General features: G+C 72.8%; 25 protein-coding genes. 7 read left to right on the top strand and 18 right to left on the bottom strand.

Translation table 11 applies throughout. From position 1 onward, the window contains the following. Positions 1-57: 57 nt before the first annotated feature. Complete coding sequence (locus ACFC0B_RS24260) at positions 58-786, bottom strand: TetR/AcrR family transcriptional regulator (RefSeq protein WP_376089410.1); 729 nt, start codon at positions 784-786, stop codon at positions 58-60. A gap of 162 nt (positions 787-948) precedes the next feature. On the opposite strand from ACFC0B_RS24260, the gene ACFC0B_RS24255 reads away from it, so the two are divergent. Next, positions 949-2466: an MFS transporter gene (locus ACFC0B_RS24255; protein WP_376089407.1), complete on the top strand. Its 1518-nt coding sequence runs from the start codon at positions 949-951 to the stop codon at positions 2464-2466. A 123-nt stretch (positions 2467-2589) separates the two neighbouring features. Here ACFC0B_RS24255 and ACFC0B_RS24250 read toward each other — a convergent pair whose 3' ends face one another. The 3 genes from ACFC0B_RS24250 to ACFC0B_RS24240 form a co-directional block, all read right to left on the bottom strand. Beyond that, entirely contained in the window at positions 2590-3255 is a 666-nt protein-coding gene (locus ACFC0B_RS24250; protein WP_376089404.1) for a peptidase inhibitor family I36 protein, read from the bottom strand. A 115-nt stretch (positions 3256-3370) separates the two neighbouring features. Next, the gene (locus ACFC0B_RS24245) at positions 3371-4423 is read right to left on the bottom strand and encodes a CU044_5270 family protein (RefSeq protein WP_376089401.1); all 1053 of its coding nucleotides are present in this window, start codon (positions 4421-4423) and stop codon (positions 3371-3373) included. After that, entirely contained in the window at positions 4420-5049 is a 630-nt protein-coding gene (locus ACFC0B_RS24240; protein ID WP_376089398.1) for an RNA polymerase sigma factor, read from the bottom strand. The genes ACFC0B_RS24245 and ACFC0B_RS24240 overlap by 4 nt, the downstream gene beginning before the upstream one ends. 155 nt (positions 5050-5204) lie before the next feature. Here ACFC0B_RS24240 and ACFC0B_RS24235 point away from each other — a divergent pair, with 155 nt between their 5' ends. Together ACFC0B_RS24235 and ACFC0B_RS24230 are read left to right on the top strand one after the other, a co-directional pair. After that, positions 5205-5597 (top strand): hypothetical protein, encoded by a 393-nt coding sequence (locus tag ACFC0B_RS24235; protein ID WP_376089395.1) that lies wholly within the window; start codon positions 5205-5207, stop codon positions 5595-5597. Further along, positions 5594-8347, top strand: coding sequence for a tetratricopeptide repeat protein (locus ACFC0B_RS24230; RefSeq protein WP_376089392.1), 2754 nt, complete (start codon positions 5594-5596; stop codon positions 8345-8347). Before ACFC0B_RS24235 ends, ACFC0B_RS24230 begins: the two co-directional genes overlap by 4 nt. A gap of 89 nt (positions 8348-8436) precedes the next feature. Here ACFC0B_RS24230 and ACFC0B_RS24225 read toward each other — a convergent pair whose 3' ends face one another. After that, positions 8437-8622, bottom strand: coding sequence for a DUF397 domain-containing protein (locus tag ACFC0B_RS24225; RefSeq protein ID WP_376089389.1), 186 nt, complete (start codon positions 8620-8622; stop codon positions 8437-8439). Between the two features lie 3 nt (positions 8623-8625). Beyond that, positions 8626-9477, bottom strand: a complete 852-nt coding sequence (locus ACFC0B_RS24220) for a helix-turn-helix domain-containing protein (RefSeq protein WP_376089386.1) — start codon at positions 9475-9477, stop codon at positions 8626-8628. Between the two features lie 215 nt (positions 9478-9692). On the opposite strand from ACFC0B_RS24220, the gene ACFC0B_RS24215 reads away from it, so the two are divergent. Then, on the top strand, positions 9693-10055 hold the full coding sequence (locus ACFC0B_RS24215; protein WP_376089383.1) for an ATP-binding protein: 363 nt from the start codon (positions 9693-9695) through the stop codon (positions 10053-10055). Positions 10056-10408: 353 nt separating this feature from the next. Next, positions 10409-10840 (top strand): hypothetical protein, encoded by a 432-nt coding sequence (locus ACFC0B_RS24210; RefSeq protein WP_376089380.1) that lies wholly within the window; start codon positions 10409-10411, stop codon positions 10838-10840. On the opposite strand, the gene ACFC0B_RS24205 is transcribed toward ACFC0B_RS24210, so the two are convergent. The 8 genes from ACFC0B_RS24205 to ACFC0B_RS24170 form a co-directional block, all read right to left on the bottom strand. Further along, positions 10826-12208 (bottom strand): carotenoid oxygenase family protein, encoded by a 1383-nt coding sequence (locus ACFC0B_RS24205; RefSeq protein WP_376089377.1) that lies wholly within the window; start codon positions 12206-12208, stop codon positions 10826-10828. The two genes, ACFC0B_RS24210 and ACFC0B_RS24205, sit on opposite strands and share 15 nt — an antisense overlap. Next, positions 12205-12840 (bottom strand): TetR/AcrR family transcriptional regulator, encoded by a 636-nt coding sequence (locus ACFC0B_RS24200; RefSeq protein WP_376089374.1) that lies wholly within the window; start codon positions 12838-12840, stop codon positions 12205-12207. The genes ACFC0B_RS24205 and ACFC0B_RS24200 overlap by 4 nt, the downstream gene beginning before the upstream one ends. 117 nt (positions 12841-12957) lie before the next feature. After that, positions 12958-14256, bottom strand: coding sequence for a serine hydrolase domain-containing protein (locus tag ACFC0B_RS24195; protein ID WP_376089371.1), 1299 nt, complete (start codon positions 14254-14256; stop codon positions 12958-12960). A 220-nt stretch (positions 14257-14476) separates the two neighbouring features. Then, a complete protein-coding gene (locus tag ACFC0B_RS24190; protein ID WP_376089368.1) occupies positions 14477-15745 on the bottom strand; it encodes a serine hydrolase domain-containing protein in 1269 nt (422 codons plus the stop codon). 213 nt (positions 15746-15958) lie between these two features. After that, positions 15959-17221, bottom strand: coding sequence for a serine hydrolase domain-containing protein (locus ACFC0B_RS24185; protein ID WP_376089365.1), 1263 nt, complete (start codon positions 17219-17221; stop codon positions 15959-15961). A 336-nt stretch (positions 17222-17557) separates the two neighbouring features. Then, positions 17558-18328, bottom strand: coding sequence for a CDP-alcohol phosphatidyltransferase family protein (locus ACFC0B_RS24180; RefSeq protein ID WP_376089362.1), 771 nt, complete (start codon positions 18326-18328; stop codon positions 17558-17560). Positions 18329-18439: 111 nt separating this feature from the next. Continuing rightward, positions 18440-19147, bottom strand: coding sequence for a YidC/Oxa1 family membrane protein insertase (locus ACFC0B_RS24175; protein WP_376089359.1), 708 nt, complete (start codon positions 19145-19147; stop codon positions 18440-18442). Between the two features lie 91 nt (positions 19148-19238). Further along, positions 19239-19538, bottom strand: coding sequence for a DUF6412 domain-containing protein (locus ACFC0B_RS24170; RefSeq protein ID WP_376089356.1), 300 nt, complete (start codon positions 19536-19538; stop codon positions 19239-19241). Between the two features lie 204 nt (positions 19539-19742). On the opposite strand from ACFC0B_RS24170, the gene ACFC0B_RS24165 reads away from it, so the two are divergent. Beyond that, positions 19743-20027, top strand: a complete 285-nt coding sequence (locus ACFC0B_RS24165; RefSeq protein ID WP_376089353.1) for a type II toxin-antitoxin system Phd/YefM family antitoxin — start codon at positions 19743-19745, stop codon at positions 20025-20027. Then, on the top strand, positions 20020-20442 hold the full coding sequence (locus ACFC0B_RS24160) for a type II toxin-antitoxin system VapC family toxin (protein ID WP_355370541.1): 423 nt from the start codon (positions 20020-20022) through the stop codon (positions 20440-20442). The genes ACFC0B_RS24165 and ACFC0B_RS24160 overlap by 8 nt, the downstream gene beginning before the upstream one ends. Positions 20443-20448: 6 nt before the next feature. Here ACFC0B_RS24160 and ACFC0B_RS24155 read toward each other — a convergent pair whose 3' ends face one another. The 4 genes from ACFC0B_RS24155 to ACFC0B_RS24140 all read right to left on the bottom strand — a co-directional run bounded on the left by ACFC0B_RS24155 (position 20449) and on the right by ACFC0B_RS24140 (position 23281). After that, positions 20449-21003, bottom strand: a complete 555-nt coding sequence (locus tag ACFC0B_RS24155) for a hypothetical protein (RefSeq protein WP_376089350.1) — start codon at positions 21001-21003, stop codon at positions 20449-20451. Then, positions 21000-21449, bottom strand: a complete 450-nt coding sequence (locus ACFC0B_RS24150; protein WP_376089347.1) for a hypothetical protein — start codon at positions 21447-21449, stop codon at positions 21000-21002. The genes ACFC0B_RS24155 and ACFC0B_RS24150 overlap by 4 nt, the downstream gene beginning before the upstream one ends. Positions 21450-21493: 44 nt before the next feature. Continuing rightward, entirely contained in the window at positions 21494-21997 is a 504-nt protein-coding gene (locus ACFC0B_RS24145; RefSeq protein ID WP_376089344.1) for a hypothetical protein, read from the bottom strand. 165 nt (positions 21998-22162) lie between these two features. Next, positions 22163-23281 (bottom strand): Gfo/Idh/MocA family oxidoreductase, encoded by a 1119-nt coding sequence (locus tag ACFC0B_RS24140; protein WP_376089341.1) that lies wholly within the window; start codon positions 23279-23281, stop codon positions 22163-22165. Between the last annotated feature and the right edge of the window lie 265 nt (positions 23282-23546).

Here is a 23546-nt window from a genome sequence, read left to right as displayed (position 1 = left end):
GCCGGGACGGGCGGCGGCCGCGGACCCCGGATGCGCCCGAACGGGGGCCGGCGGGGGCTAGCGGGGGAGTCGGAGGGCCAGGCCGTCGAGGATGACGTTCAGGCCGTAGGCGAACTTCTGGTGCCGCAGGGCGGCCGGGTCCGTGACGGCACTGGCCACCGCGTCGGCGAAGGCCTCGGAGAGGAACTCGTGCCCGGCCACCGCCTCCCGGGCGGAGGGCATCAGGCGGGCGATGAACTCGGCCTCGGTCTGGCCGCTCCGCATGACGGTGGTGAGGAAGGCGGCCTCGGTGGTGCTCATCCCGAGCACGTAGGAGAGCACGGTGTCGATGGCCCGTGACGGCTCCGGGAAGCCGGCGGCCGAGAACAGCGCGGCCATCCGCTCGGAGACGGTGACCAGGTTGGGGCCCAGGTAGACGAGCCCGGCCTGGCCGATGACGGACCCCAGCCAGCGGTGGCGCAGCGTGGTGGCCCGGAAGGCCTCGCAGGTCGCGATGATGTCGGCCCGCCAGTCGGAGGCGCGCGGGTCCGGGACGGGGATCTCGCCGAAGACCTCGTCCAGCGCGAGCTCGATCAGCTCGTCCTTGGTGGCGACGTGCCGGTAGAGGGAGGTCGCGCCGGCGTGCAGGCGGGCGCCCAGCTTGCGCATCGAGAGCGCCTCGACCCCGTCGGAGTCGAGCATGGCGATCGCCTCGCGGACGATCGCGCCCCGGTTGAGCGCGGGCTGTTCGGGCTCGCGCTGCCGGCGGGCCCACACGGACGGGATCGGATTCGTCTCGGCGGCCATCGGCCGGTCCTCCCTTGCTGGAATCGGCTCAGGACATCCCTGCGTACACCGTTCGCAGGAAGCGTACAGGAAACAGGATTGCGCACACTGTTCCTCGCTGCGTACAGTGTGCGCATCGACGGAACAGCGTACGCAGCGTCGTACTTCGGAGGGGAAGAAATCATGGAAGGCCGTAACCCGCGGCGCTGGTGGATCCTGATCGTGCTGTGCCTCAGCACGCTCGTCCTGGTGGTCGACAGCATGGCGCTCACCGTGGCGGTGCCGTCGATGACGGAGGACCTGAAGGCCACCGCACAGGACACGCAGTGGATCCTCGACTCCTACATCCTGGTCTTCGCCGGCCTGCTGCTGACCTCCGGAAGCCTCGGCGACCGGTTCGGCCGGCGGAAGATCATGATCCTCGGCCTGCTGCTCTTCGGAGCGGCCTCGCTGGCGGCGACGGTCTGCACCGACCCCGGTGAGGTCATCGCGAGCCGGGTGGCGATGGGCGTCGGCGGCGCGCTGATCATGCCCTCGACCCTGTCGATCCTCATCACCGTCTTCGAGGAGGACGAGCGGGGCAAGGCCATGGCGGCCTGGGGCTCGGTCTCGATGCTCGGCCTGGTCGGCAGCCCGGTGCTCGGCGGCGTGCTGATCGACCACTTCTCCTGGCACTCGATCTTCTTCATCAACGTGCCGGTGGTGGTGCTGGCGATCACCGCCGCGCTGGTCCTGATGCCCGAGTCCAAGGGCCCGTGGCAGAAGCCGGACCCGCTGGGCGCGGTCCTCTCGGCGGTCGGCATGACCGCGTTGATCTGGTGGATCATCGAGATCCCGAAGCACGGCGCGTTCGGCGGCAACTCGCTGATCTCCCTGGTGGCGGCGGTCCTCGCGCTCGGCGGCTTCGTGGTCTGGCAGAACGTGGCGGCGGAGCCGATGGTCCCGCTGGCGCTGTTCAAGAAGCGCAACTTCAGCGGCGGCTCGCTCTCGCTGACCCTGGTCCAGATCGGCAACGGCGGCCTGCTGCTGGTGCTCACCCAGTACCTGCAGTTCGTGCTGGACTACTCGCCGCTCAAGGCGGGCCTGGCCTTCGTGCCGATGGCGGTCGCCGCGCTGATCGGCAACGGCGCCGGCGCCGGGCTGACGGCCAAGATCGGATTCCGGCCGCTGGTGCTGGTCGGCATGGGGCTGATGGCCGGTTCGTTCGTCCTGCTCAGCACGGTCGACGCGGACACCGGCTTCACCGTCCCGGCGGTGGCGCTGGCCCTGCTCGGCCTGGGCGCCGGCCTCGCGATGCCGGCCGCGGTCGGCGCGCTGATGGGGGAGATCCCGCCGGAGAAGGCGGGCGTCGGCTCGGCCCTGAACGACACCATCCAGCAGGCGGGCACCGCGCTCGGCATCGCGATCCTCGGCTCGCTGCTGGCCAGCGGCTACGCCGACGAGATGCCGGCCGGCTCCTCCGAGCAGGCCAAGGCGTCGATCCTCGGCGCGCTGACCGAGGCCGGTGCCAAGGGCGACGCGGGCCTGGCCCACGAGGCCCGGGAGGCGTTCACCTCGGCGATGTCCACCACCCTCACGTTCAGCGCGGCGGGCGTCGTGGCGGCGGCCCTGCTGGCGGCGGTGGTGCTGCGGAACAAGAAGGTGGGCGGCGCGCAGGCCCCGGAGGCGCCGAAGGAGGACGTCGCCGAGCTGGCGGTGTGACAGCGCCGTTGTGACAGCGCCGTTGTGGTAGCGCTGTGGTGACAGCGGCGGGAGACCGCGACGAAGGCCGGCACCCCGGGGAGGGGGCCGGCCTTCGGGCGTCGGCGCGGGCGCCGGGCGCGGCTACAGGACGACGTAGTCCGCCTTGTCGTTCCAGTTGCCGCCGTACGGGTAGCCGAGGCTGGTGAAGTCGTAGCAGTTGCCGTTCCACAGGTAGACCGAGGGGTCCGGCTGCAGGGTGCGGTCGTCGTAGACCGTCAGGTCGCCGCTGGAGCGGAACACGCAGGCGGAGCTGGCCATGTCGCGGAACGACCAGTCGGAGAGGTACTTGGTGCCCGGCTGCGACCAGCGGAGCAGGGAGCCGGAGTAGTTGGTGTGCTCCCAGAGGCAGGCCCAGCCGGAGCCGCAGTCGGAGGTCGCCTGCGGGGACAGCACGACGCCGGAGGCCGCGGCCGGTGCGGCCTTCGCGGCCTTCGTGGCCTGGGCGAGCGCCGGGTCGATGGTGGCGAGCGCCTTGTCGGCCTCGGCGACGCTGTCGTGGCAGTAGACGGCGCCGCCGGTCACCTCGGTGCAGACGCGGGCGCCGTCCCAGCCCTTGGCCAGGTCGATCTGCCGGCCCTTGTAGGTGGCGATCACCGGCTTGGACGGCGTTGCCTTCGTCGAGCCGGCGGCCTGCTGGGCGTCGGCGGACGGAGCCGTCGGCGCGGGTGTCGCCGTGGCCGCCGGGGCCGCCAGCGCGAGCGCGCCGGCGGCCGCGGTGACGACGGCGAGCATGCGGAAGGAACGCACGGTCAAGTTCTCCCCTGATGAGTCGTGGCAGGACTGTGCTGCCACGACCCAACGCCGGATCGGCCGATCGCACAATAGTTCCGACGAGGACCGGTCAATGGCTGGCCGAATTGGCTCAGTGGCTTGATTCCGCGGCCTCCCCGGGAGCCGCCTTCCCGGGAGCCGCCTCGCCGGGGGCGTCGACGATGCCCTGGGCGAGGACGGCGGTGGACTCCACGTCGTCCCCGACCTTGCCCCACGCGCTGTCCCGGACCAGGACGGTGCGGGTGCCGAGCAGTCGCAGGGTCGCCCGGTCGAAGATCCACTCGAAGCGCCGGCCGTCGTTCACCCGGGCCACCGCCACCCCGTGCCGCCCGGCGGCGTCGACCGCGTCGTCCATGGCCACCACCCCGGGGATCCGGGCGGCGGCGCGGTAGAGCGCCGAGCCCACCTGGGGCGGGACGACCGAGTCGCGCAGGATGTCGCCGATGGCGATGAAGGCCTCGTGGTCCGCGCCGGCGGTCGACGCCGAACCGGAACCGTGGTTCGGCCGGGCGTCGGCGTAGACCAGTTTCAGCAGGGCGTCGGGGTCGGTCGGCAGGGTGGACAGCAGGCGGTAGGTCGGGGAGTTCAGCGAGCCGCGGTCGACGGCGGGGAGCCGGGCCTCGGCGCCGTCGCGGCGCTGGAGACCGGCGCGACCGCCGTCCACGGCGGTCCAGCGCTCGGTGGTGGCGGTGGTGGCGGTGGGTGCCATGGCGCCGTCGGAGGCCTCGGACAGGGTGGTGGTGTGGGCGACCGTCCTGAGGTAGGTGAACTGGCTGTCCTGGGCGGGGACCTGCGGCTGCCCGTAGGCGACCTTGGCGATCCGGTCGAGGAGTTCGACGGAGGCGGCGGTGGCGGGGGTCGGCGGGTCCTGCGTGGAGGAGGCGTCCGGCGTGAGGGTGACGGCGGTGACGGCGGCGGCCGTGGCGACGGCGGCCACGACGACCAGGCCGCGCCAGCGGGCGGTGAGGGCGGTGAGGGAGGAGAAGGAGCGGGGCCGGCCGAACTCGGCGAGCAGCACGTCACGGCGGGCGGCCAGCTGGGAGGGGGAGGGCTCCGGGTGGGGTGGCGGGGGGAGCAGCCGGGCGAGTTCACGGCGCTCGCTGTGTTCGTTCCACTCGGAGTGGTCGGTGCGTGTGTTGCTCATGGCCGCCTTTCCTGGTGGTGGCCCACGGACTGATGGCTGATGGCGAGGCCGGCGGGAGCGGAGGAGGCGCAGGGAGGCCGGCGTGGTGCGGGCGGATCCTCGGCGTCGACGATCCGGCGGAGCTTGTCCCGGACCCGCGAGAGCCGGGAGCGGACGGTGCCGACGGGTATGCCCAGGGCCTGGGCGGCCTCGGCGTAGCCGAGCCCGGACCAGACGACGAGCGTGAAGACCTCCCGCTCCGGGCCGCCGAGCTGGTCGAGCGCGCGGACGGCGGCCGCGGCCGTGCTGGCGTCGGTGATCCGGCTGACCACTTCGTCGGCGAAGTCGGGGATCGGATCGCGGCGGGGGAGCCGGGACATCGCGTCCCGGTGCCGGCGCGCGGTGCGGGCGGTGTTGCGGAGCACGTTGGTGGCGATGGCCAGCAGCCAGGCGCGGGGGTGCAGGACCTCGTCGCGGAGCTTCCTGCGGAGCCGCCAGGCTTCGAGGAAGGTGAGGGAGACGATGTCGTCCGCGAGGTCGCGGTCCCCGGTGGATCTGTACGCGTGCGCGAAGACCGTGCGAGCGTGCTGATCGTAGAGCTCGGCGAAGAGCTGCCGCTCGCCGGCCTGCGTCTGCTTACTGGACAAGGAGGACTCCACGCAGAACTGGTGTCCGCAAGGCGGGGGTGGTTCCAAAGAAGTTTGAGGAGGGGCGGGAGAGGAAGAGGAGAAGGCCGGCGCTGAGGGTGGGATGATATTCGGTCACAAGAATTGCCGGATGCGGTGAGTTGGGGGTGGCGCGGGTGCGCCGGTGGGTGTGGTGGGCCGCGGCCGCGGTCTGCGCGGCGGTGGGGATCGGCCTGGTGGCGGTCGCGGTGCTGGGGGGTCTGGACAGCGCGGACAAGATCGCGAGCGTGACTGGTGCCGTCGTCGCGCTGGTCGGCGTTCCGCTGACCCTGCTCGGACTGCGGCGGTCTGCCGGGTCTGCCGCTCCGGACGGGAACGTGCGGGAGGTGCGGGTGCGGGCCGCGCAGGGCGGCATCGCCGCGGCCGGCAGCATCACCGCCGGCGGTTCTGCTCCCGGGGGCGGCGCCGTGGACGGGGTCGACAAGCGTGAGGTGCGCGCCACCGGGCCCGGTTCGATCGCCGCGGGCGGGGACATCGTCGGCATCGACCTGAACGGGCGGCGCTCGTGACCCGTGAACTACCGTGGAAGAAGCCGCGTACCGGGAAGCCGATCACCAGCAGGGAGGTCGCGGCCTCCGGCGAGGGCGCGGTCGGCGCAGGTGGTGACATCGCCCATTCCGCACTCGGTGAGCAGAGCCGTGTCGAGCACACCGAGTTGCGGGCCGACAGCGGCGGCAGCAGGGGAAGGATCCACCAGGCGGGCCGGGACCTCCACTACCACGAGCACCACCACGCACCGACGCCTTCTCCTGCACAGTCGGCGCCGGCGGCGTTGGCTCCTCCTCCGGCCGTCCCGGCGGGTTTCACCGGTCGGACCGAGGAGATGGACGGCCTCCTCGATCTGCTGCACCCCGCTGCCGGCTCCGACGACGCGTCGGCGGATCCCGTGGTGGTGGCGTCGGTGCTGGGGATGGGCGGGATGGGCAAGACCACCCTCGCCCTCGCGGTTGCCAGAGAGGCGATCGGGCGTGGCCTGTTCACCGGCGTGCTGTTCCTGGACCTGCACGGCTACGACGACACCACCCTCGACGCCGACCAGGCGCTCGATGCCGCCCTGCGCGCGCTGGGAACCGACCCCGAGCGGATTCCGCCGGGGGCCGACCAACGCGCGGCCCTCTACCGAATCCAGCTGGCCGCGCGGGCGCAGATCGGGGAACGCGTCCTCGTCCTCGCGGACAACGCCAATGCCTTCGAACAGGTCCAGCACCTTGTCCCCGGTGCCGGTCCCCACCGGCTCCTTGTCACCTCCCGTGACGACTTCACTGCCGCTCTCGGCGCCCGGTTGGTGGACCTGGACGTCCTGGACCCCGAGCAGTCGGTCGCTCTCATGGCCACCGCCCTGCGCCGCACCTTGCCCAAGGACCGGCGGATCGCCGATGAGCCCGACGGCGCCGCCAGGGTCGCCAAGCTGTGCGGCCACTTGCCCCTCGCCCTGCAGATCGCTGCCGCCCAGTTGGTTGCCGAGCGCGGCCTCAAACTGAGTCGACTCGCCGACGACATGCAGGACCTGGGTGAGCGCCTCGATGTCCTGGAGGACGGGCCGCGGGCCGTTCGCACTGTGCTGGAACGCTCCTACCAGCGGCTGTCTCTACCCCACGCCGAGTTGTTCCGCCTTCTCGCAGTCAACCCGGGACCGGACTTGGCCACCGAGACCGCCGCCGCGGTTACCAGCGTCAGCAAGCTCAAGGACGTCCGGGCCCGACTCGTCGCACTGTCCAGGGCCAGCCTGATTCGCCAGGACCCCGACACCGAGCGCTGGCACATGCACGACCTGGTGCGCGCCTACGCCGGCGAACAAGCGGCCCGACACCCCGTCCATGCCGCCGCAGCTCTGCAGCGACTTCTGGACCACTACGCCTTCACCACCCACGAGGCAGAGGCGCGTATGAATCCGGTCGAACACAAAATCGGCGTGGGAAAGCAATTCAATGGCCGGGCCGAGGCGCTGGCATGGCTGGACGTCGAGCGCGCCAACCTCGTCGCTTCTGTCCATGCCGCCTACACGGCTGGTCACCACGAAGCTGCCCGGCATCTCACTTCCCACCTCGGCTCCTACCTCAACCTGCGCCGCCGACTCGAAGACCATCTGGACATCGCGAGAATCGCCCTGGATGCAGCGCGCGACAGCCACACCCCTGCCGGGGAGGCCACCGCCTGGAACGAACTGGGCATCGCACTGCGGGCTTTGCGGCGGTTCGACGAGGCTGAAGCGGCTCACCGCACCGCCCTCACCCAGCACCAGCGTCTCGGCAACCATCACAACCAAGCCGTTGCCTGGAACAACCTGGGCAGCACACTGTGGGCTTTGCGGCGGTTCGACGAGGCTGAGGCAGCTCACCGCACCGCCCTCACCCAGTACCAGGAACTCGGCGACCACAACAGGGAAGCCATCGCCTGGAACGAGATCGGCCGCACACTGCAGGCTTTGCGGCGGTTCGACGAGGCTGAGGCGGCTCACCGCACCGCCCTCACCCAGCATCAGAAACTGGGAGACCGCCACGGCGAAGCCATCGCCTGGAGCAGCCTCGGCCGCACACTGCGGGATCTGCGGCGGTTCGACGAGGCTGAGGCGGCTCACCGCACCGCCCTCACCCAGTACCAGGAACTCGGCGACCACCACAACGAAGCCATCGCCTGGAACAACCTGGGCAGCACACTGTGGGCTTTGCGGCGGTTCGACGAGGCTGAGGCGGCTCACCGCACCGCCCTCACCCAGTACCAGGAACTCGGCGACCACAACAGGGAAGCCATCGCCTGGAGCAGCCTCGGCCGCACACTGCGGGATCTGCGGCGGTTCGACGAGGCTGAGGCAGCTCACCGCACCGCCCTCACCCAGTACCAGGAACTCGGCGACCACCACGGCGAAGCCGTCGCCTTGAGTGGCCTGGGCGGCACACTGCGGGATCTGCGGCGGTTCGACGAGGCTGAGGCGGCTCACCGTGCCGCCCTCGTCCAATTCCAGGAACTTGGCGATCATTACGACGAAGCCATTGCTTGGAACAACCTCGGCACCGCCCTGCGGATTCGAGGGAAGATGGTTGAGGCGATTGACGCTGGTGAGCGGGCCATCGGCTTGTTTGAGAGCCTGGACGACGGACGTCGGCTGGGGGAGGCCTCTGACGAACTCGCCGACACCCTCCTCGCCGCCCACCGGCCCGCTGCTGAGGTGCGGGCCATGCGAGAGGTCTCGGCGGCGGCATATCGGGCATGCGGCGCCGTGGAGGAAGCCGAGGAGGCGTTGAGCAAGGCCGACGAGTAGTCGTGCTGTCGGCACGAGCGGGGCAGCGGCTGCTGCATCTGGGTCGCGCCCTTCGCGGTTCGGCGAAGGGCGCGGTTGGGGGATGCGTGTCAGGTGTTGAATTCGCCGTTCTGGATGCCGGCCACGAGGTCGCGCCATTCCTTGATGGTCAGCTGGGCTATGGACAAGGGCTGAAGGCTACTCCGGACATAGACGGTGTCATTGGTGATGGCCACCTCCGGGCAGTTGGTGGAGTCGGCGCACGCAGACGGCCGGGTCCAGACCAGCGGTTCCATGACTCAGATTCCCTTCTTGATGCGGTTGATCAGATCGCGTGAATGCTTCGGAGAGAGTGATCGCTCGATCATTCGGTCTATGATCTTCCGATAGTTGTCCACCTGGTTGCGTTCATGGAGAAACACCGGGCCGCCGACCGCGTCGAGTTGGACGGTGTCGAGCCGCGGGACCGGTCCCTTTGCGTGGACGATTGCTTGCCCTGCGCCTTTGAAGCCATCCGCCTCGAAGGTGACGACATGGACGGTCACGTGCGGCAGTTGGGTGAACTCCAGAATCTTCTCAAGCTGCCTTCGACTGACTTCGGGCCCGCCGAAGCGCATTCTGAGAGCTGCTTCATGGACCACGGCCGTGTAGGGATGGACGCCCTGCTCCATGAGGATCTCCGAGCGACGCAGTCGGTTCTCCACGCGCGATTCCAAGAGCCTTGGCCTCAGTGGCGGATAGGCCTCCTGGAAGACCGCCCTGCTGTACTCCTCGGTCTGCATCGCCCCAGGCGGGTGGCAGATCTGGTAGGTCATCATGCCTTGGGCGAAGAACTCAAGCTCCGAAGTGTCAAGGAAGCCGGCGGGGACGGACCCTCGATACTCCTCCCACCATCCCCTGTGTCGCTCGCCGGCCATCCGCGCGAGCGCATCGATGTAGTCGGCATCGCTCTCTTCGTACTCGGCGGCGAGGGCCCGAACACGATCTGGCGTGACGGGATAGTAGCCCTTCTCGATCTGCGTGATCTTTGTTCTGTCGAGGCCGAACAGGGCAGCGGCTTGAGCAGTCGTGCGGCTGGCGCTGTCGCGCATCTTCCGCAGTTCGATACCGACCCGTTCCTGCCTGACCGTCGGGGTGGTTCGTGGTGGCATGCCCTCAAGCATCCACCTTGATTCATCGGCGGGTCCAGCAGCACCTCTATCGAGTGACAAAGGTGGGAAGAGTGCCCGCACATGTGCCACCTCTGCTCTACAGTCTGTGATGCACCGCTCACCGGACGGATCGTCATCAACGTCCCTCACTCGGGCAGTTGGCGCCCTCATGCCTCCATCCGGTGCGCCCCACCTGCACCGCTGGGAGTGTCCCCATGTGTAACCGCAACACCCCCTCCCTCACCGTCGCCCGCGAGGCCCTCCGCTCCTCCATGGACCACGCCGGCTTCCCGCCCGACGCCATCGCGGACGCCGAACTCGCCCTCGTCGAACTCATCGTCAACGCCTGGCGACACGGCCGAACGGCCGCGCCCGTCGTCGTGGTCCTCATCGCCGACCGGACGCTCCGCGTCTCGGTCGCCGACGACTCCTCCGACCTCCCCGCCCCCTGCGCCCCCGCCGAACTCGCCGAATCCGGCCGGGGCCTCCAGCTCGTCCAGGGCCTCACCCACCGCTGGGGCGCCGACCCGCAGAAGCGCGGCAAGCTGGTCTGGTTCGAGCTCGACGCCGCCGCGTGACCGCGCTCGGTCTCCTGGCCCTCATCATCACGGCAGCCGTCGTCGGCGCCGTCTGCCGGCTCCGCTCGGACTCCCTCCGCGATCGCCACCGCGACCGTGACCACCACATACCCGAGTAGGCCCGGGGCGCGCGACCGACCTGACCGGCTGCCCGGTCGGCCAGGTCGGACGCCAGTGCCGTGGACGTTGCCCCGCCATCGCCGCCGCAGGGGCGGGCAGGGGCGGCGAGGACCCCGGCCCGATCATCGTCCCGGTGCCGAACTGCCGCCGTCCATCTGCCGATCGGCGGGTCGCCGCTCCTCCTGTGAGCGCAGCCCTGGCTCCGGTGATCACCCTGGTGCTACGGTCCCGCCGTGGAAAGCGCCGCGAAGTACGCCATCCCAGCCGTCGCCCTGGCGTTCCTGCTCGTATTCGCGGCCTTCTTCGGCCTCCAGGCTCTCCTCACCCCCCACCCGCCGCCGAGCGTGGTCGGTCAGTGGCGGGTGGGCCAGGGGCCCAGCAGCACCCGCCTGGAACTGGTGGACGGCGGGCGGCTCGGTCCTTCCGTGATACCGGCCTCCGTCTGCCGGGAGGATTCGACCTCGCCGGCGATCGACGACCTCTGGGAGATCACGAACGGCACTTGGGAGGCTTCCAGGGAGACGGATGCCGGATACCAGGTGCACATCGACTTCGTCGGTCCGACGAAGTGTCACATCATGCTGGCAAACACGGTCCAGAAGGGCGGAAAGCACACCCTCCGGTACGGCCGTCTCGCCACCGAGTGGACGCTAGTGCGGCCCTGACCCGCCGTCCGGCACCCAGTTGCCGTGCAGGCCGAGCGGCACCCGGGCTGGCAGGTGGATGCGGGCGACCGGCTCGCCGGTGAAGTCCTGGGCGGCGAGGATCACCAGGTCGGCCGCGCCGCGCTCCGGATCGTGGACGTAGGCCATCACGTACCCGTCGTCCTCCGCGACCGGGTTCTCGGCGGCCACGAACACCCCCTCGCCGACGGCCCCGAAGCGCCCGAACTCGTGCGCCTCGGTGGTGCCGCGCAGCAGGTCGTGCTTCAGCAGCGCGCTGCTGAAGCCCTCGTCCGGGCGGTTGTCCTCCGGCCCGGCGGGCGGCGCGTACAGCTCGACGGCGGCGGCGTAGCCGTACCGGTACGGCTGCCCGGTGTACCGGGGGTTGAGCCGGGGGAACTCCTGGACGCGGTCGTCGAGGCGTTCCTCCCGCACCCGGCCGGCCGTGAGGTCGACCGTCCAGCGGTCCAGGGTGGGGCGGCTGGTGCCGAAGTCCCGGATCGCGAAGCCCTCGGGGTGGCGGACGAGGTCCACGACGACCTCCGCCCCGCTCTGGTGGGCGTTGAGGGTGTGGCCGACGAGGCCCGGCGCGACCTCGAACCACCGCACCGCGCCGCCCTCCCGGGGCATCACGCCCACCCGGGCCTGGTGGCTGTCGTCCCAGGTGAACGGCACGCCGGTGCCCAGGTGCGCGGCGCTGAAGACCACGGGCGCGTCGTAGAGGATCACGTGGTCCTCGGTCAGCGCGAAGTCGTGCATGTACGGGCTGCCCGGCGTGGGGACGGTCGTGACGCGGCGGACGGCGCCGGTCGCGTCCATCACGATGTGCTGGACGGCCTCGGCGCCGTACCGGAAGGCCACCGAGTGCAGTTCACGGCTCCGTGGGTCGAACACGGAGTGCGCGTTGGCGGTGTAGCCCTCGGGTGTCCCGCCGAGGTCGCAGGGGCCCACCGTGTCCAGCTCGTACGTCAGCTCGTACGGCTTCAGCCCGCCCTCGATGAGCGCGAAGGTGCGGCCGTCCAGCCCGGCGACCTGCACGTTGGGGGCGAAGTCCAGGCGCTCGTCGACGGGGGCGCCGCGGCGCGGCTCACCGAGCCGGTCGGCGACGGAGGCGGAGCGGACCCAGCGGTTGCGGTACCACTCGGCGCGGCCGTCGCGGATGCGGACGCCGTGCACCATGCCCTCGCCGAGGGTCCAGATGTGCGCGGCCGGGTCCTCGACGCCGAGCGGGTTGGGGCCGATGCGCAGGTACCGGCCGCTGAGGTGGGCGGGTATCCGGCCGGTGACGGGGAGGTCGTGGGCGGTGACCTCCTCGGTGACGGGGGCGAAGCCGCCCGACAGGTAGCGGTTGGCGCGTGCGGGGGCGGTCATGCGGTCGGTCCTCCGTCCGGCCGGTGGTCACGGGCGAGGAAGGCCCGGCCGACCGCCGCCATCAGCGTGGTGAAGCGCTGGTCGGCCGTGTCGGGAGGGAAGTGGCCGGCGAGTTCGAGGCTGACCGCGCCGTGTGCGGCGGCCCAGAGCAGCTTGGAGATCTCGTGCGGGTCGCCGGGGCGGAAGACGCCGGTCGCGATGCACGCTTCGACGGCGGCCACGGACGCGTCGAAGGCGGTCTCGGCGGAGGCGAGGGATTCGGCGTTCGGCCGGTAGCCGGGAATGGCCTGTTCGAACATGACGCGGTAGTAGGCGGGTTCGGCCAGGGCGTGCTGCCGGTAGGCGGCGCCGAGGTCGTTGAGGCGGGCCAGCGGGTCGGCGGTGAGCGGGGTGCGCTCCTGGGCGCGGCGCAACCGGGCGAACCCTTCCCGGTACAGGGCTTCGGCGAGCCCTTCCTTGGCGCCGAACATGGTGTAGAGCACCTTCGTCGACGTGCCGATCTCGGTGGCGACCCGCCGCATGGTCAGTGCGGCGGGGCCGTCGGCGATGAGGAGGCCGATCGCGCAGTCGAGGACGGCGGCGCGGGCCGATTCCTGGCCGCGCTGTAACGCGTCCTGGTAGATCGTGTTCATGGGTAACACCGTAACCTGATGGAAACGTTGTTACCAGCCTTAGCTGAAAAGGAATATGAATGATCGTCGGATTGAGGCCCGGGGTCGGCGCGAGTCCGGCGCCGACCCCGGTGGTCATCAGCGCGCGGCGGCCGCCCCGCTCGCGCCCCGCAGGGCCGACAGTCCGGCCGTCGCGTCCGCGACCGCCCCCGCCGGGGCCGAGGAGCCGCACAGCGTCTTGGCCGCCACGTTGACGACCGCCGTGTCGATCCCCGACGGGTCCGTGCCCTCGTACGGGTTGTACGACAGCGCCACCTGCCGCTTCCCGTCCGCCGTGCCGAACAGCAGGGTGCCCCAGCCCGGCAGGCCGCCGTCGTGGCCCCACAGCGGGCCGCAGCCGAAGTCGGCCTGGGCCACGCCGAGTCCGTAGAACGAGTGGCCCGAGCCGGTCGGCACCGTCCGCTTCAGCTCGGCCTGCTCGGCCGGCCGGAGCAGCTTGCCGCCGAACAGGGCGGCGTGGAAGCGGTTGAGGTCGGCGGCGGTGGAGATGCCGTTGCCCGCCGCGTCGGCGACGGTCGTGTTCAGCCGGGTGATGTCCGCCGGCCCCTCCGCCAGCTTGGCGTACGCGTGGGTGTGCGGGCCGCGCACGCCGGTCCCGGAGCCGGGGAACGTCGTGTCGTCGAGGTGCAGCGGCCGGACGATGCGCCGCTCGACCTCGCTCTGCCAGCTCTTCCCGGTCAGCTTCCGGATCAGCATTCCGGCGAGGACGTAGTTGGTGTTCGAGTAGTGCCAGCCCTGTCCCGGCGCGAAGTAGGGCGGGTGCGCGACGCCGACCGCGACCAGCTGCTCCGGCCGGTAGTCCTGCCAGCGGCTCGACCCGTGGACCCAGTCGCGCAGGCTCGCCTCGTCCCTGTAGAAGAACTGGGGGTCCTCCAGGTAGTCGAACAACCCGCTGGTGTGGTTGAGCAGGTGGCGCACGCTGATCGCGCCGCCGTTCGGGACGAGGCCCGGCAGGTAGCGCTCCACCGGGTCGTCCAGCCGCAGCTTGCGCTCGGCGACCAGTTGGAGCACGACCGTCGACACGAACGGCTTGGTGACGCTGCCGATCCGGAACCGGCCGTCCGGCCTGACCGGCTGCCCGGTGGCCAGGTCGGACGTGCCGGCCGCGCCCCGCCAGACCCGTCGGCCGTTCTGCCGGACCTCGGCGAACGCGGCCGTCGAGGAGCCGTCCGCGATGAACGCCTGCAGCTCCGCCTGGGCGTCGCCACCGCGCGGGCGGGCCTCGGCCCCGAACGCCTCGGACGTCCCGGCCGGTGCGGCGGCCATCGCCGCCGCCGGGGCGAGCGTGACGATGCTCGCCCCGGCCAGTGCGGCGGCGGCCAGCCGGATCCCCAACCGGCCGCGCCCGCGCGGTGCTCGGGTCTGAAGGAACGCCATGGTGATTCATCCTCCCCGTGGCCCGGACCTCGGGCCCTTCGCCCCTCAGACTCGCACCCGCCCCGCCCGTGCCGCGTCGTCCTCCGGACCGGCGTCGGCGGCCCCCGCTGATCCGCCGGAGGTATTCCGGGACCCGGCCGAACGGCGGGGTCGGCGCGTCGGCCGATCGGCTTCGCAGGGGTTGACGGCAAGCCCTGCCCGCCGTCCCGGCCGGATTTGCTCAACGCAGGATCGTCAGCGGCGCGTTCGCCGTGGTGTCACCCTTCGCGGCCGCGGTACCGGTGCCGCACGACGCCTTGAGGATGAAGGCGTTCAGCGTGGTGAAGGTCTCCTCGGTCTCCGCCCCCTGCGAGAGGTTGAAGGAGAGCGAGAACTGCCGTGCGCCGTCCTTCGACCCGAGCCACACCGTGTTGTACCCGGGGAGCCCGCCGGTGTGGCCCCAGACCTCGCCGCACGGCAGGTCGTACCGGATCAGGCCCAGCCCGTAGTGCGCGCCGATCATCGGCGCCGGGACGGCCGTCGTCATCTCCGCGAGCCGGGCCGGCGACAGCAGCCTGCCGCCGAACAGGGCGGCGTGGAAGCGGTTGAGGTCGGCGCTGGTGGAGATGCCGTTGCCGGCCGCGTCGCCGAAGCTGGGGCTCAGCCGGGTGATGTCCGCCAGGCCCTCCGGCAGTTTGACGTACCCGTGGGCGTGCGGGCCCGGCACGGCTGTCCGGGAGCTCGGGAACGTGGTCTCGTCCAGGTGCAGCGGCTTGACGATCCGCCGGTCCACCTCGCTCTGCCAGGCGTGTCCGGTGACCTTGCGGATGACCTCGCCGAGGAGGACGTAGTTGGTGTTCGAGTAGTGCCAGCCCTGCCCCGGCGCGAAGTACGGGGTCCCCTGCGCGCCCACCTCGATCAGCTGCGACGGACTCCAGGTGATCCAGCGGCCCGCGGCGAGGTAGGAGCGCAGGCTGGCCTCGTCGTGGAAGAGGAAGCGCGGGTCGTCCAGGTAGTCGTACAGGCCGCTGGTGTGGTTGAGCAGTTGGCGCACGCTGATCGCGCCGCCGTTCGGCACGACGCCCGGGAGGTACCGCTCGACCGGGTCGTCCAGCCGGATCCTCCCCTCGTCGACGAGTTGGAGCACGACCGTGGACACGAAGGTCTTGGTGACGCTGCCGATCCGGAACCGGCCGTCGGCGCGCACCGGTCGCTGCGAGTCGATGTCGGTGACGCCGGCGGAGCCCCGCCAGGTCCGGCGGCCGTTCTCGCGCGCCTCGCCGAGCGCGGCCGTCGAGGCTCCGTGTTCGACGACGGCGCGCAGCTCGGGGTCGAGGTCGACGCGCGTGGCGGCGTCGGCCGACACGGAGGCCGGCCCACTGCTGCCGTCGGCCGCCACCGCCACCGTCGGGGCGAGTGCGACGACGGTGGCGCCGGCCAGCGCGAGGGCGGCGAGCCGCCTGGCGCGTCGGCCGGTCCGGATGCCGGAGGTGGTGCGGGTGACGTTCATGGTGATCCCTCCCCGGGGCCCGAACTCCGGTCCCCTCCAACCACGTTCGCACCCGCCGCACCCGGTCGCGTCAGCCTCCGGGACCAGCCCCGTCGGCCCTCGGGGGTAGTGCACGACCCGGTCGAACGGTGGGGTGGCCGACCGGTGAAATCGGCATCGCCGGGGTTGACGGCGGGCGTTCCCCGACACTCGTCCGGTCGCGCATGGCGGGTCTCAACGAAGCTCTGCGAACGATGAGTTCACGCCCGCGCTCGTCGTTGCGGCGGCCTGCGGTCCGCAGGAGGCCGTCCGGACGAAGGCGTTCATCGCGGCGTGGGTGCCGGGGCTCTCCACACCGGCCACATCGTTGAAGGAGAGCGCGAACTGCCGGGTGCCGTCCTTCGATCCGAGCCACACCGTGCTGTACCCGGGGACGCCGCCGGTGTGGCCCCAGACCTCGCCGCACGGGAGGTCGTAGCGGATGAGTCCCAGCCCGTAGTGCGCGTCGAGGTCGGTGGCGGGGACGACCGTCGTCATCTCGGCGAAGCGCGCGGGCGACAGCAGCGCGCCGCCGAACAGGGCGGCGTGGAAGCGGTTGAGATCGGCGGTGGTGGAGATCCCGTTGCCCGCCGCGTCACCGACGGTCGGGTTGATCAGCGTGATGTCCACCGGGCCCTCCGGCAGTCGGGCGTATCCGTGGGCGTGCGGGCCGGGGACGCCCGGCGAGGAGCCCGGGAACACGGTGTCCTTCAGCCGCAGCGGCTCGACGATCCGCCGTTCCACCTCGCGCTGCCAGCGGTGCCCGGTGACCTTGCGGACGACCTCGCCGACGAGGATGTAGTTGGTGTTGGAGTAGTGCCAGCCCCGGCCGGGCGGGAAGTGCGGTGGCCGGCCGACGCCCGCCTCGATCAGCTCGGCCGGACGGTAGTCCTGCCAGCGGCGTCCGGCGAGGAAGGTGCGCAGGCTCTCCTCGCCCTTGAAGAGGAAGCGCGGGTCGTCCAGGTAGTCGTCCAGGCCGCTGGTGTGGTTGAGCAGGTGGCGCAGGGTGATGGCGCCGCCGTTCGGGACGACGCCCGGCAGGTGGCGCTCGACCGGGTCGTCCAGCCGGAGCTTTCCCTCGTCGACGAGTTGGAGCACGACGGTGGAGACGAAGGTCTTGGTGACGCTGCCGATCCGGAACCGGCCGTCCGCGCGTGCGGGGCGCCGCGAGTCGAGGTCGGTGACGCCGGCGGAGTCCCGCCAGGTCCGGCGGCCGTTCTCGCGGGTCTCGGCGAGCGCGGCCGTGGTGGCGCCGGGTTCGACGACGGCCCGCAGTTCGGGGCTCAGGTCGACCCGCGTGGCGGCGTCGGACGCCACGGTGGTCGAACTGCTGCCGTCGGCCGCCACCGCCGCCGCCGGGGTGAGTGCGACGACGGTGGCGGCGGCCAGCGCGAGGGCGGCGAGCCGCCGGGCGCGTCGGCCGCTCCGGGTGGCGGAGGTGGTGCGGGTGACGTTCATGGTGATCCCTCCCCGGGGCCCGAACTCCGGGACCCGGCAACCACGTTCGCACCCGTGAAAGCCGGTCGCGTCACCCCTCGGGATCAGCCCCGGCGTCCCCGAGGGGACGACGCCGCCCGGCCGAACGGCGGGGGCGGTGCGACCGGCGCCATCGGGGTTGACGGCGTCTCCCGGAGGGGCGTCGCCGCCGTGGCGGGCTCAGGTGCCGACGCCGTCGGCACCGGCGGCGAAGCCCTCGTGCGGGCCGTCATCGGACCGGGCGACGGTCCCGCGGACGTGCGACGGCGCGCCACCCCTCGGGGCGGCGCGCCGTCCGGAGGCGGGCCCGGTGCCCGCTCAGCGCAGGCGGGAGGAGGACAGGATCGACGCCAGGTGCGCGACCACCATCCCCCAGGTGATCACGGTGATCGCGGCGACCGTCGCCTGCGTCGGGTCGGTGTTGCCGACCACCGCGTCCACGACCGCCGCCGCCAGCAGCACCAGCGAGGCCTCGATCCCGTTGGTCACCCGGTGGATCTTGAACACGGACGCCAGCCGGCGCGCCGTCGCGATGCCCTGCGACCGCGGCTGCGTCGACTCCTCGTCCGCCGGCGCCATCCCGCTGCGCGCCCGCGCCACGTCCACCAGGTCGGTCGACGCCTTCAGCAGCACCACGCCCAGCGCGGCCGCCAGGCCCACCGACACCCACAGCTCCGAGCCGCCCCGGGCCGCCCGGACACCCGCGCCGATCATCAGCGCGGCGTCCGCCAGGTAGGCGCCGAGCCGGTCGACGTACACCCCGGCCATGCTGAACTGCCGCTTCCAGCGGGCCACCTCGCCGTCGACGCAGTCGAACAGCAGGAAGCCCTGCATCAGTACCACCGCCAGCACCGCGCCCGGCAGCCCCGGGATCAGCAGCGCCGCCCCGGCGCCCACCCCGCAGACCACCATCACCCAGGTCAGCGTGTTGGGCGAGACCGAGGTCCGCACCAACTGGCGGGTGACCCGCAGCGACACGGCGCGCATGTAGAGCCGACCCGCCCAGTGCTCCCCGTTGCGGCTCGCCAGCTTCGCCTGCGGCTGGCAGACCTCCCGCAACTCGGCCAACGCCGGAGCAGCGACCGCCATGATCCGACCCTTCCCTTCGCCTGTGTGATCTCACCTGTGTGAGCGTCCGGCCGACCGGCCCAAACGATCACACAGGCTAGAGGAGTCCCGGCACGCGCTCCGACCCGGGCGTCACACCAGCGCCACTCCCGCGGGCTCCGGCGCGCCGTCCCGGTACAGCCAGGCCCGCTCGACGGCGGACCAGGTGGTGGTGGTCAGCAGGTAGACCCCGGCCGCGAGCGGCACGAGGGCGGCGAACAGCACCGTGCCGAAGGACAGGTACGGCAGGAGCGCCAACCCGGGCTGCGGCGGGGTGCCACCCACGGCGGCCTGTGCGGCCTGCGCGCGCCGGGCCCGCCGGAAGCCGGCGTACGCCACCGCCGCCAGGCCCGCGTACAGCACGGCGAACACCGCCCACTGCCCCGCGCCCTGCGCCTGGCCCACGTGCAGGCCGAGCGGGGTGGCGGCCAGGGTGTGGCCGAGCAGGTCGTTCGGCGTGGTGAACAGCCGGTACATCACCGAGAAGAACGGGATCTGCACCAGCATCGGCAGGCACCCCGCGAACGGCGAGGCCTTCTCCTCCCGGTAGAGCTCGGCGAGAGCCGCCTGGAGCTTCTCCGGGCGGCCCTTGTGGGTGCGGTTCAGCTCGGCGACCCGCGGCGCCAGCCGGGCGCGCGACTTCTCGCCGCGCGCCGCCGCCCGCGCCAGCGGGTGCAGCGCCAGCCGGACGCAGACGGTGAACAGGACGATCGCGAGCGCGGTCGGGACGACGTGCGCGAGCGCGGCGACGACGTCGTGGGCCAGGCCGACGGCCGGGTCGAGGACAGCGAAAACGGACATGACGGGGCGAGCCCTCCGGGGTCTCGGGGTACGAGTGGTCGGCGGAGGACGGCCGCGCTGTGCGGCGTTCCGGGAAGGACTGCTACCGGGACTACGCGGCCGCCGGGGCCGCCCCCGGCGCCCTGGGACGCCGTCGGCCCCGGGCGTCCGGATCGCGCTGCGGCAGGAACGCCGTCCGGAACGCGCGCCTGCGCAGCATCCCGTCCCGCACGTTCGCCGGTGCCCGCGCCCCCAGCAGCCGCGCGACGACCAGCGCCCCCGCGACCGCCCCGGTCACCAGCACCACGGCGGCCGCGGCCGCCACCGAGGTCAGCGACCCGCCGCCCTCGGCGAGCCACTCCCCGCCACTCAGCACCCGGAGCATCCCGAGCAGCATCGCGACCAGCGCCACGTCCCTGCCCTCCTGCTGCGCTCCGGATCCTGTGCCTGCACAGCGGGAAGACGATCGGGCCCCCGCCCCGGTTCCCGGTTCAGGGCGTCCGGATGGCCCTGACCCACATCTGGCTGCCCCCGTCCGGCCGTCCTCGGGCGGTCGATTCCGACGATTGCCGCGCGAGGTGTAGCCGCTGGTGCTACGCGGGGCTACCTTGGGAGGATGAAGACGATTACCCAGCGGGAGTTCCGGAACAACTCCGCCGCGGTGATGGACGCCGTGGAGGCGGGGGAGACCTTCCACATCACCAGGAACGGGGTCGAGGTCGCCGAGCTGCGGCCGGTGGCGGGACGGCGCCGGCTCACGGCGGAGGAACTGGTGGCGCGGCACGTGAAGCTGCCGCGCGTGGACTACCAGCAGCTGCGCAAGGAGGCCGAGGAGTACTTCGGGCCGGAGGAACTGGTCGGGGACGAGGGCGGCGACCCGTTCGAGCGGCCGCGTGGCTGAGCGGCGACGGGCCTCCCGGCGGCGGCCCGCCGGGGTGCTGGACACCTGCGTCTACATCGACCTGGCGCTGCTCAGCCCGGCCGACCTGCCGGCCGTGCCGGAGCTGACCGCGATCACCTTCGCCGAGCTGCAGCAGGGCGTCTCCATGGCCCGCGACCCGATCAGCCGGGCGGCCCGGATGGAGGTGCTGGGCGCCGCGATGGCGGACTTCGAGCCGCTGCCCTTCGACGCGGCCGCCGCAGCCCGCTACGGCACCCTGGTGACCCTGACCATCGCCGCCGGCCGCCAGCCGCGCCCGCGCCGGATCGATCTGATGATCGCCGCGATCGCTTCCGCGCACGGCCTGCCGCTGTACACGCGCAACGTCGCGGACTTCAAGGGGCTGGGCTCGGCCGTGGAGGTCATCGGGGTCTGACCCCGCTCAGCCGCCCGCGGCCGTGACGGCCGCCGCGCCGTCCCGCTCGACGCGGTCGGCGAGTGCGGCGGCGGCGAGCGCGGCGGGCCGTTCGTCGCGCTCGCGCCGCACGACCACGTGCTTCCCGTCCGGCCTCACGGCGGCGACGACGGCCCAGCGGGGTCCGTCGGACAGCCGGAGCAGCAGGCGGCGGACGATGTGGTGGAGCCCCAGCACAAGGCCGGCGGCGGCGACGATCACGATGCCCAGCCCGTCGCCGACCTGCCCGTGGGTGACGCTCCCGCGGAACGCCCTCCGCACGGGCCGGTACCGGCCGAGCCAGACCACCGCGATCCGCACCGGCTCCCCGCCGTCCGGGGCGGCGACCTCCGCGAACGTGTGCCGCTCACCCCGCCCGCCGCGCGCCCAGGCCGCCCGCAGGGCGGCTGCGCGGTCGGCCCGCGCACGCTCCTCCCGCGCCGTGTCGGCCGCCGCCGCCCGCCGCTCGAACTCGGCGGTCCACTCCCGCTCCCGTCGCCGCTGCTCCTCCCGGACGGCGCGCTCGTCGACGGAGTCGGTCATCGGTCGCTCCCCGGGGCGGTGAGGTCGGCGAGGTCGGTGGCGCCCTCGCGTTCGATGCGGTCGGCGAGGGCGGCCGCGGCGATCAGGGCCGGCCTGCGGCGGCGGGTGCGGTGGACGGCGACGGCGGTGCCCTCGGCGGTGGCCAGGACGGCGAAGTGCGGACGGCCGGTCAGCTCGTTGAACAGCCAGCGGCCGACGACGAACAGGAGGAAGCCGAGAACGGCGACCATCGCGAGCACGGCGCCGATGCCCGAGGCGTCGGAGGCGAGGCCCGAGGCCTCGATACCCGGGCCGCTGCGGCGGCGCTTCGGCTTCGGGACGGCGCCGGGGACGTCGAGCCGGACGACGGAGAGGCCGACCGTCCGGCCGTCCGGGCCGGCCACCGCGACGTGGCCGGTGTAGGGGACGTTCTCGCCCCGGGCCCAGCTGCGGCGCTGCAGTGCCATCATGCGCGACCCGGGGCGGTATCCGGTGGGTGCGGCGCCGTCGGTCATCGGTCGCCCCCCGGGGCGGCGAGGGCGGTGGTGCCCTCGCGTTCGATGCGGTCGGCGAGGGCGGCCGCGGCGATCAGGGCCTGCTTGCGGCGGCGGGTGCGGTGGACGGCGACCGGGGCGCCGTCGGCGGTGGCCAGGACGGCGTAGTGCGGACGGCCGGTCAGCTCGATGTGGAGCCAGCGGAGCGCGAGGCCCAGGAGCATCAGGGCGCCGACGAGCTCCGACAGCAGGACAAGGAGCCCCATGAGGTGGACGGCGACGAGGTTGCGGGACGCGCGCCTGTCGAGGTTCCCGTCGCCGGGCAGGCCGGCGCCGATCCAGACGACCCGCAGACCCACCGGCCGGCCGTCCGGGGTGGTCACCGTGACGGGTGTCCAGTGGACGTTCTCGCCCCGGGCCCAGCTGCGGCGTTGCAGCGCGACCGCGTCGGCCTTGGCCCGCCGCCGCTGCTCCGCACTGTCCGTCAGGCCCTGTTGATACCGCTCCCCCCAGGTCTGCATGGGATGCAGCGTAGGCGAACGGGCGAGCGGAACGGCAGGGCGGCGGGCCGAGTTCAGCGGAGTTCAGGAGCCCGGTGAAGGGCGGGGACACGGCGTTCCGCCGGAAGGGACGGGCGGTACGCGCGGGCGCGGGGGCGGGCCGGACCCGCCCCCGCGCCGGGGTGCTCAGCCCCGGTCGGCCGGGTCCAGCCGGACCGTGCTGCCGGTGGCGGCGGAGGCGCGGGCGGCCTCCAGGACGGTGAGGACGGCGACGGCGTCGCGCGGGTCGACCGGGGGCGGGGTGCCGGGGTCGGCCAGGGCGGCGGCGACTCCGGCGTAGAAGGCGGGGTAGTCGCCGGAGTCGGTGGGCACGGTGACCGTCGACTCGTCGGTGCCGAGCACGCCGTCGCGGGCCGGGTCCTCGGCGCCCCAGGGGGTCGCGGCGTCGGGGCGCAGGCCGGAGCGCAGGGCGGCCTCCTGCGGGTCCATGCCGGACTTGACGTACCCGGCGGTGTCGCCGAGGACCCGCAGGTGCGGGCCGACGAGCGGGGCGAGGGCACTGGTCCACAGGTGGGAGCGGGTGCCGTTGGCGTGGGTGAGGGCGAGGAAGGCGTCGTCGTCGACCACCGCGCCGTCGCGCCGGACGTCGATCTCGGCGTACACCGTCTCGACCGGCCCGAAGAGCGTGAGCGCCTGGTCGACGAGGTGGCTGCCCAGGTCGTAGAGGGTGCCGCCGACCTCGGCCGGGTCGGCGAGCTCGCGCCAGCCGGGCTTGGGCTTGGGGCGGAAGCGCTCGAAGCGGGACTCGAAGCGGTGCACCCGGCCGAGCGCGCCCTCGCGGACCAGTCGGGCGGCGGTGAGGAAGTCGCCGTCCCAGCGGCGGTTCTGGAAGACGGTGAGCAGGGTGCCGCTCGCCTCCGCGAGCGCGCAGAGCTCGGCCGCCTCGGCGGCGGTCCCGGCCAGTGGCTTGTCGACCACGGTGGCCAGCCCGGCGGCCAGGGCGGCGCGGGCGAGCGGGGCGTGGGTGCGGTTGGGGGAGGCGATGACGACCAGGTCGAGCGCCTCCGGATCGGCGAGCAGCTGCTCGGGCGTGTCGACGGCGCGCGCCCCGGGGTGCTCGCGCCGCAGCTGCTCCCGGCGCTCCGGGTTGGCGGTGACCACGGCGTCCAGCCGGAGCCCGGGGGTGGTGGCGATGAGCGGGGCGTGGAAGGCGGAGCCGGCCAGCCCGTAGCCGATCAGACCGACGCGGAAGGGCGGGTGGGTTCCGGAGGGGGCGGCCGGGGCTCGGTGCGCGGAGGTCGTCATGCGTCCTACTCAACCACGGCGCGTCCGGTTGGCCCCGGTTTCGGCGTCGGCCCCCGGCGGCGGCCTTCGGGCGTCGGCGCGGGGGGGGGCGGGTCCCCGCGCCGGGACGCGCGGGAGCGGAAGCGTGCCGCCGCCGCGGTGGGGGACGCGGCGGCGTGGCGTTCACGGTAGCCGGACCGGGCCGTGCTGCCGAGGGGTGCCGCCGCCGTTAGGGGCGTCTTAAGGAGCCCTTGAGGAGGGCATGACGACGGGCCCGGGTCCGGGG

This window comes from Kitasatospora sp. NPDC056184, from assembly GCF_042268405.1.
Classification (GTDB): Bacteria; Actinomycetota; Actinomycetes; order Streptomycetales; family Streptomycetaceae; genus Kitasatospora.
The sequence above is the reverse complement of the archived record's forward strand: the minus strand, read 5'-3'. Positions and strand labels throughout refer to the sequence as shown.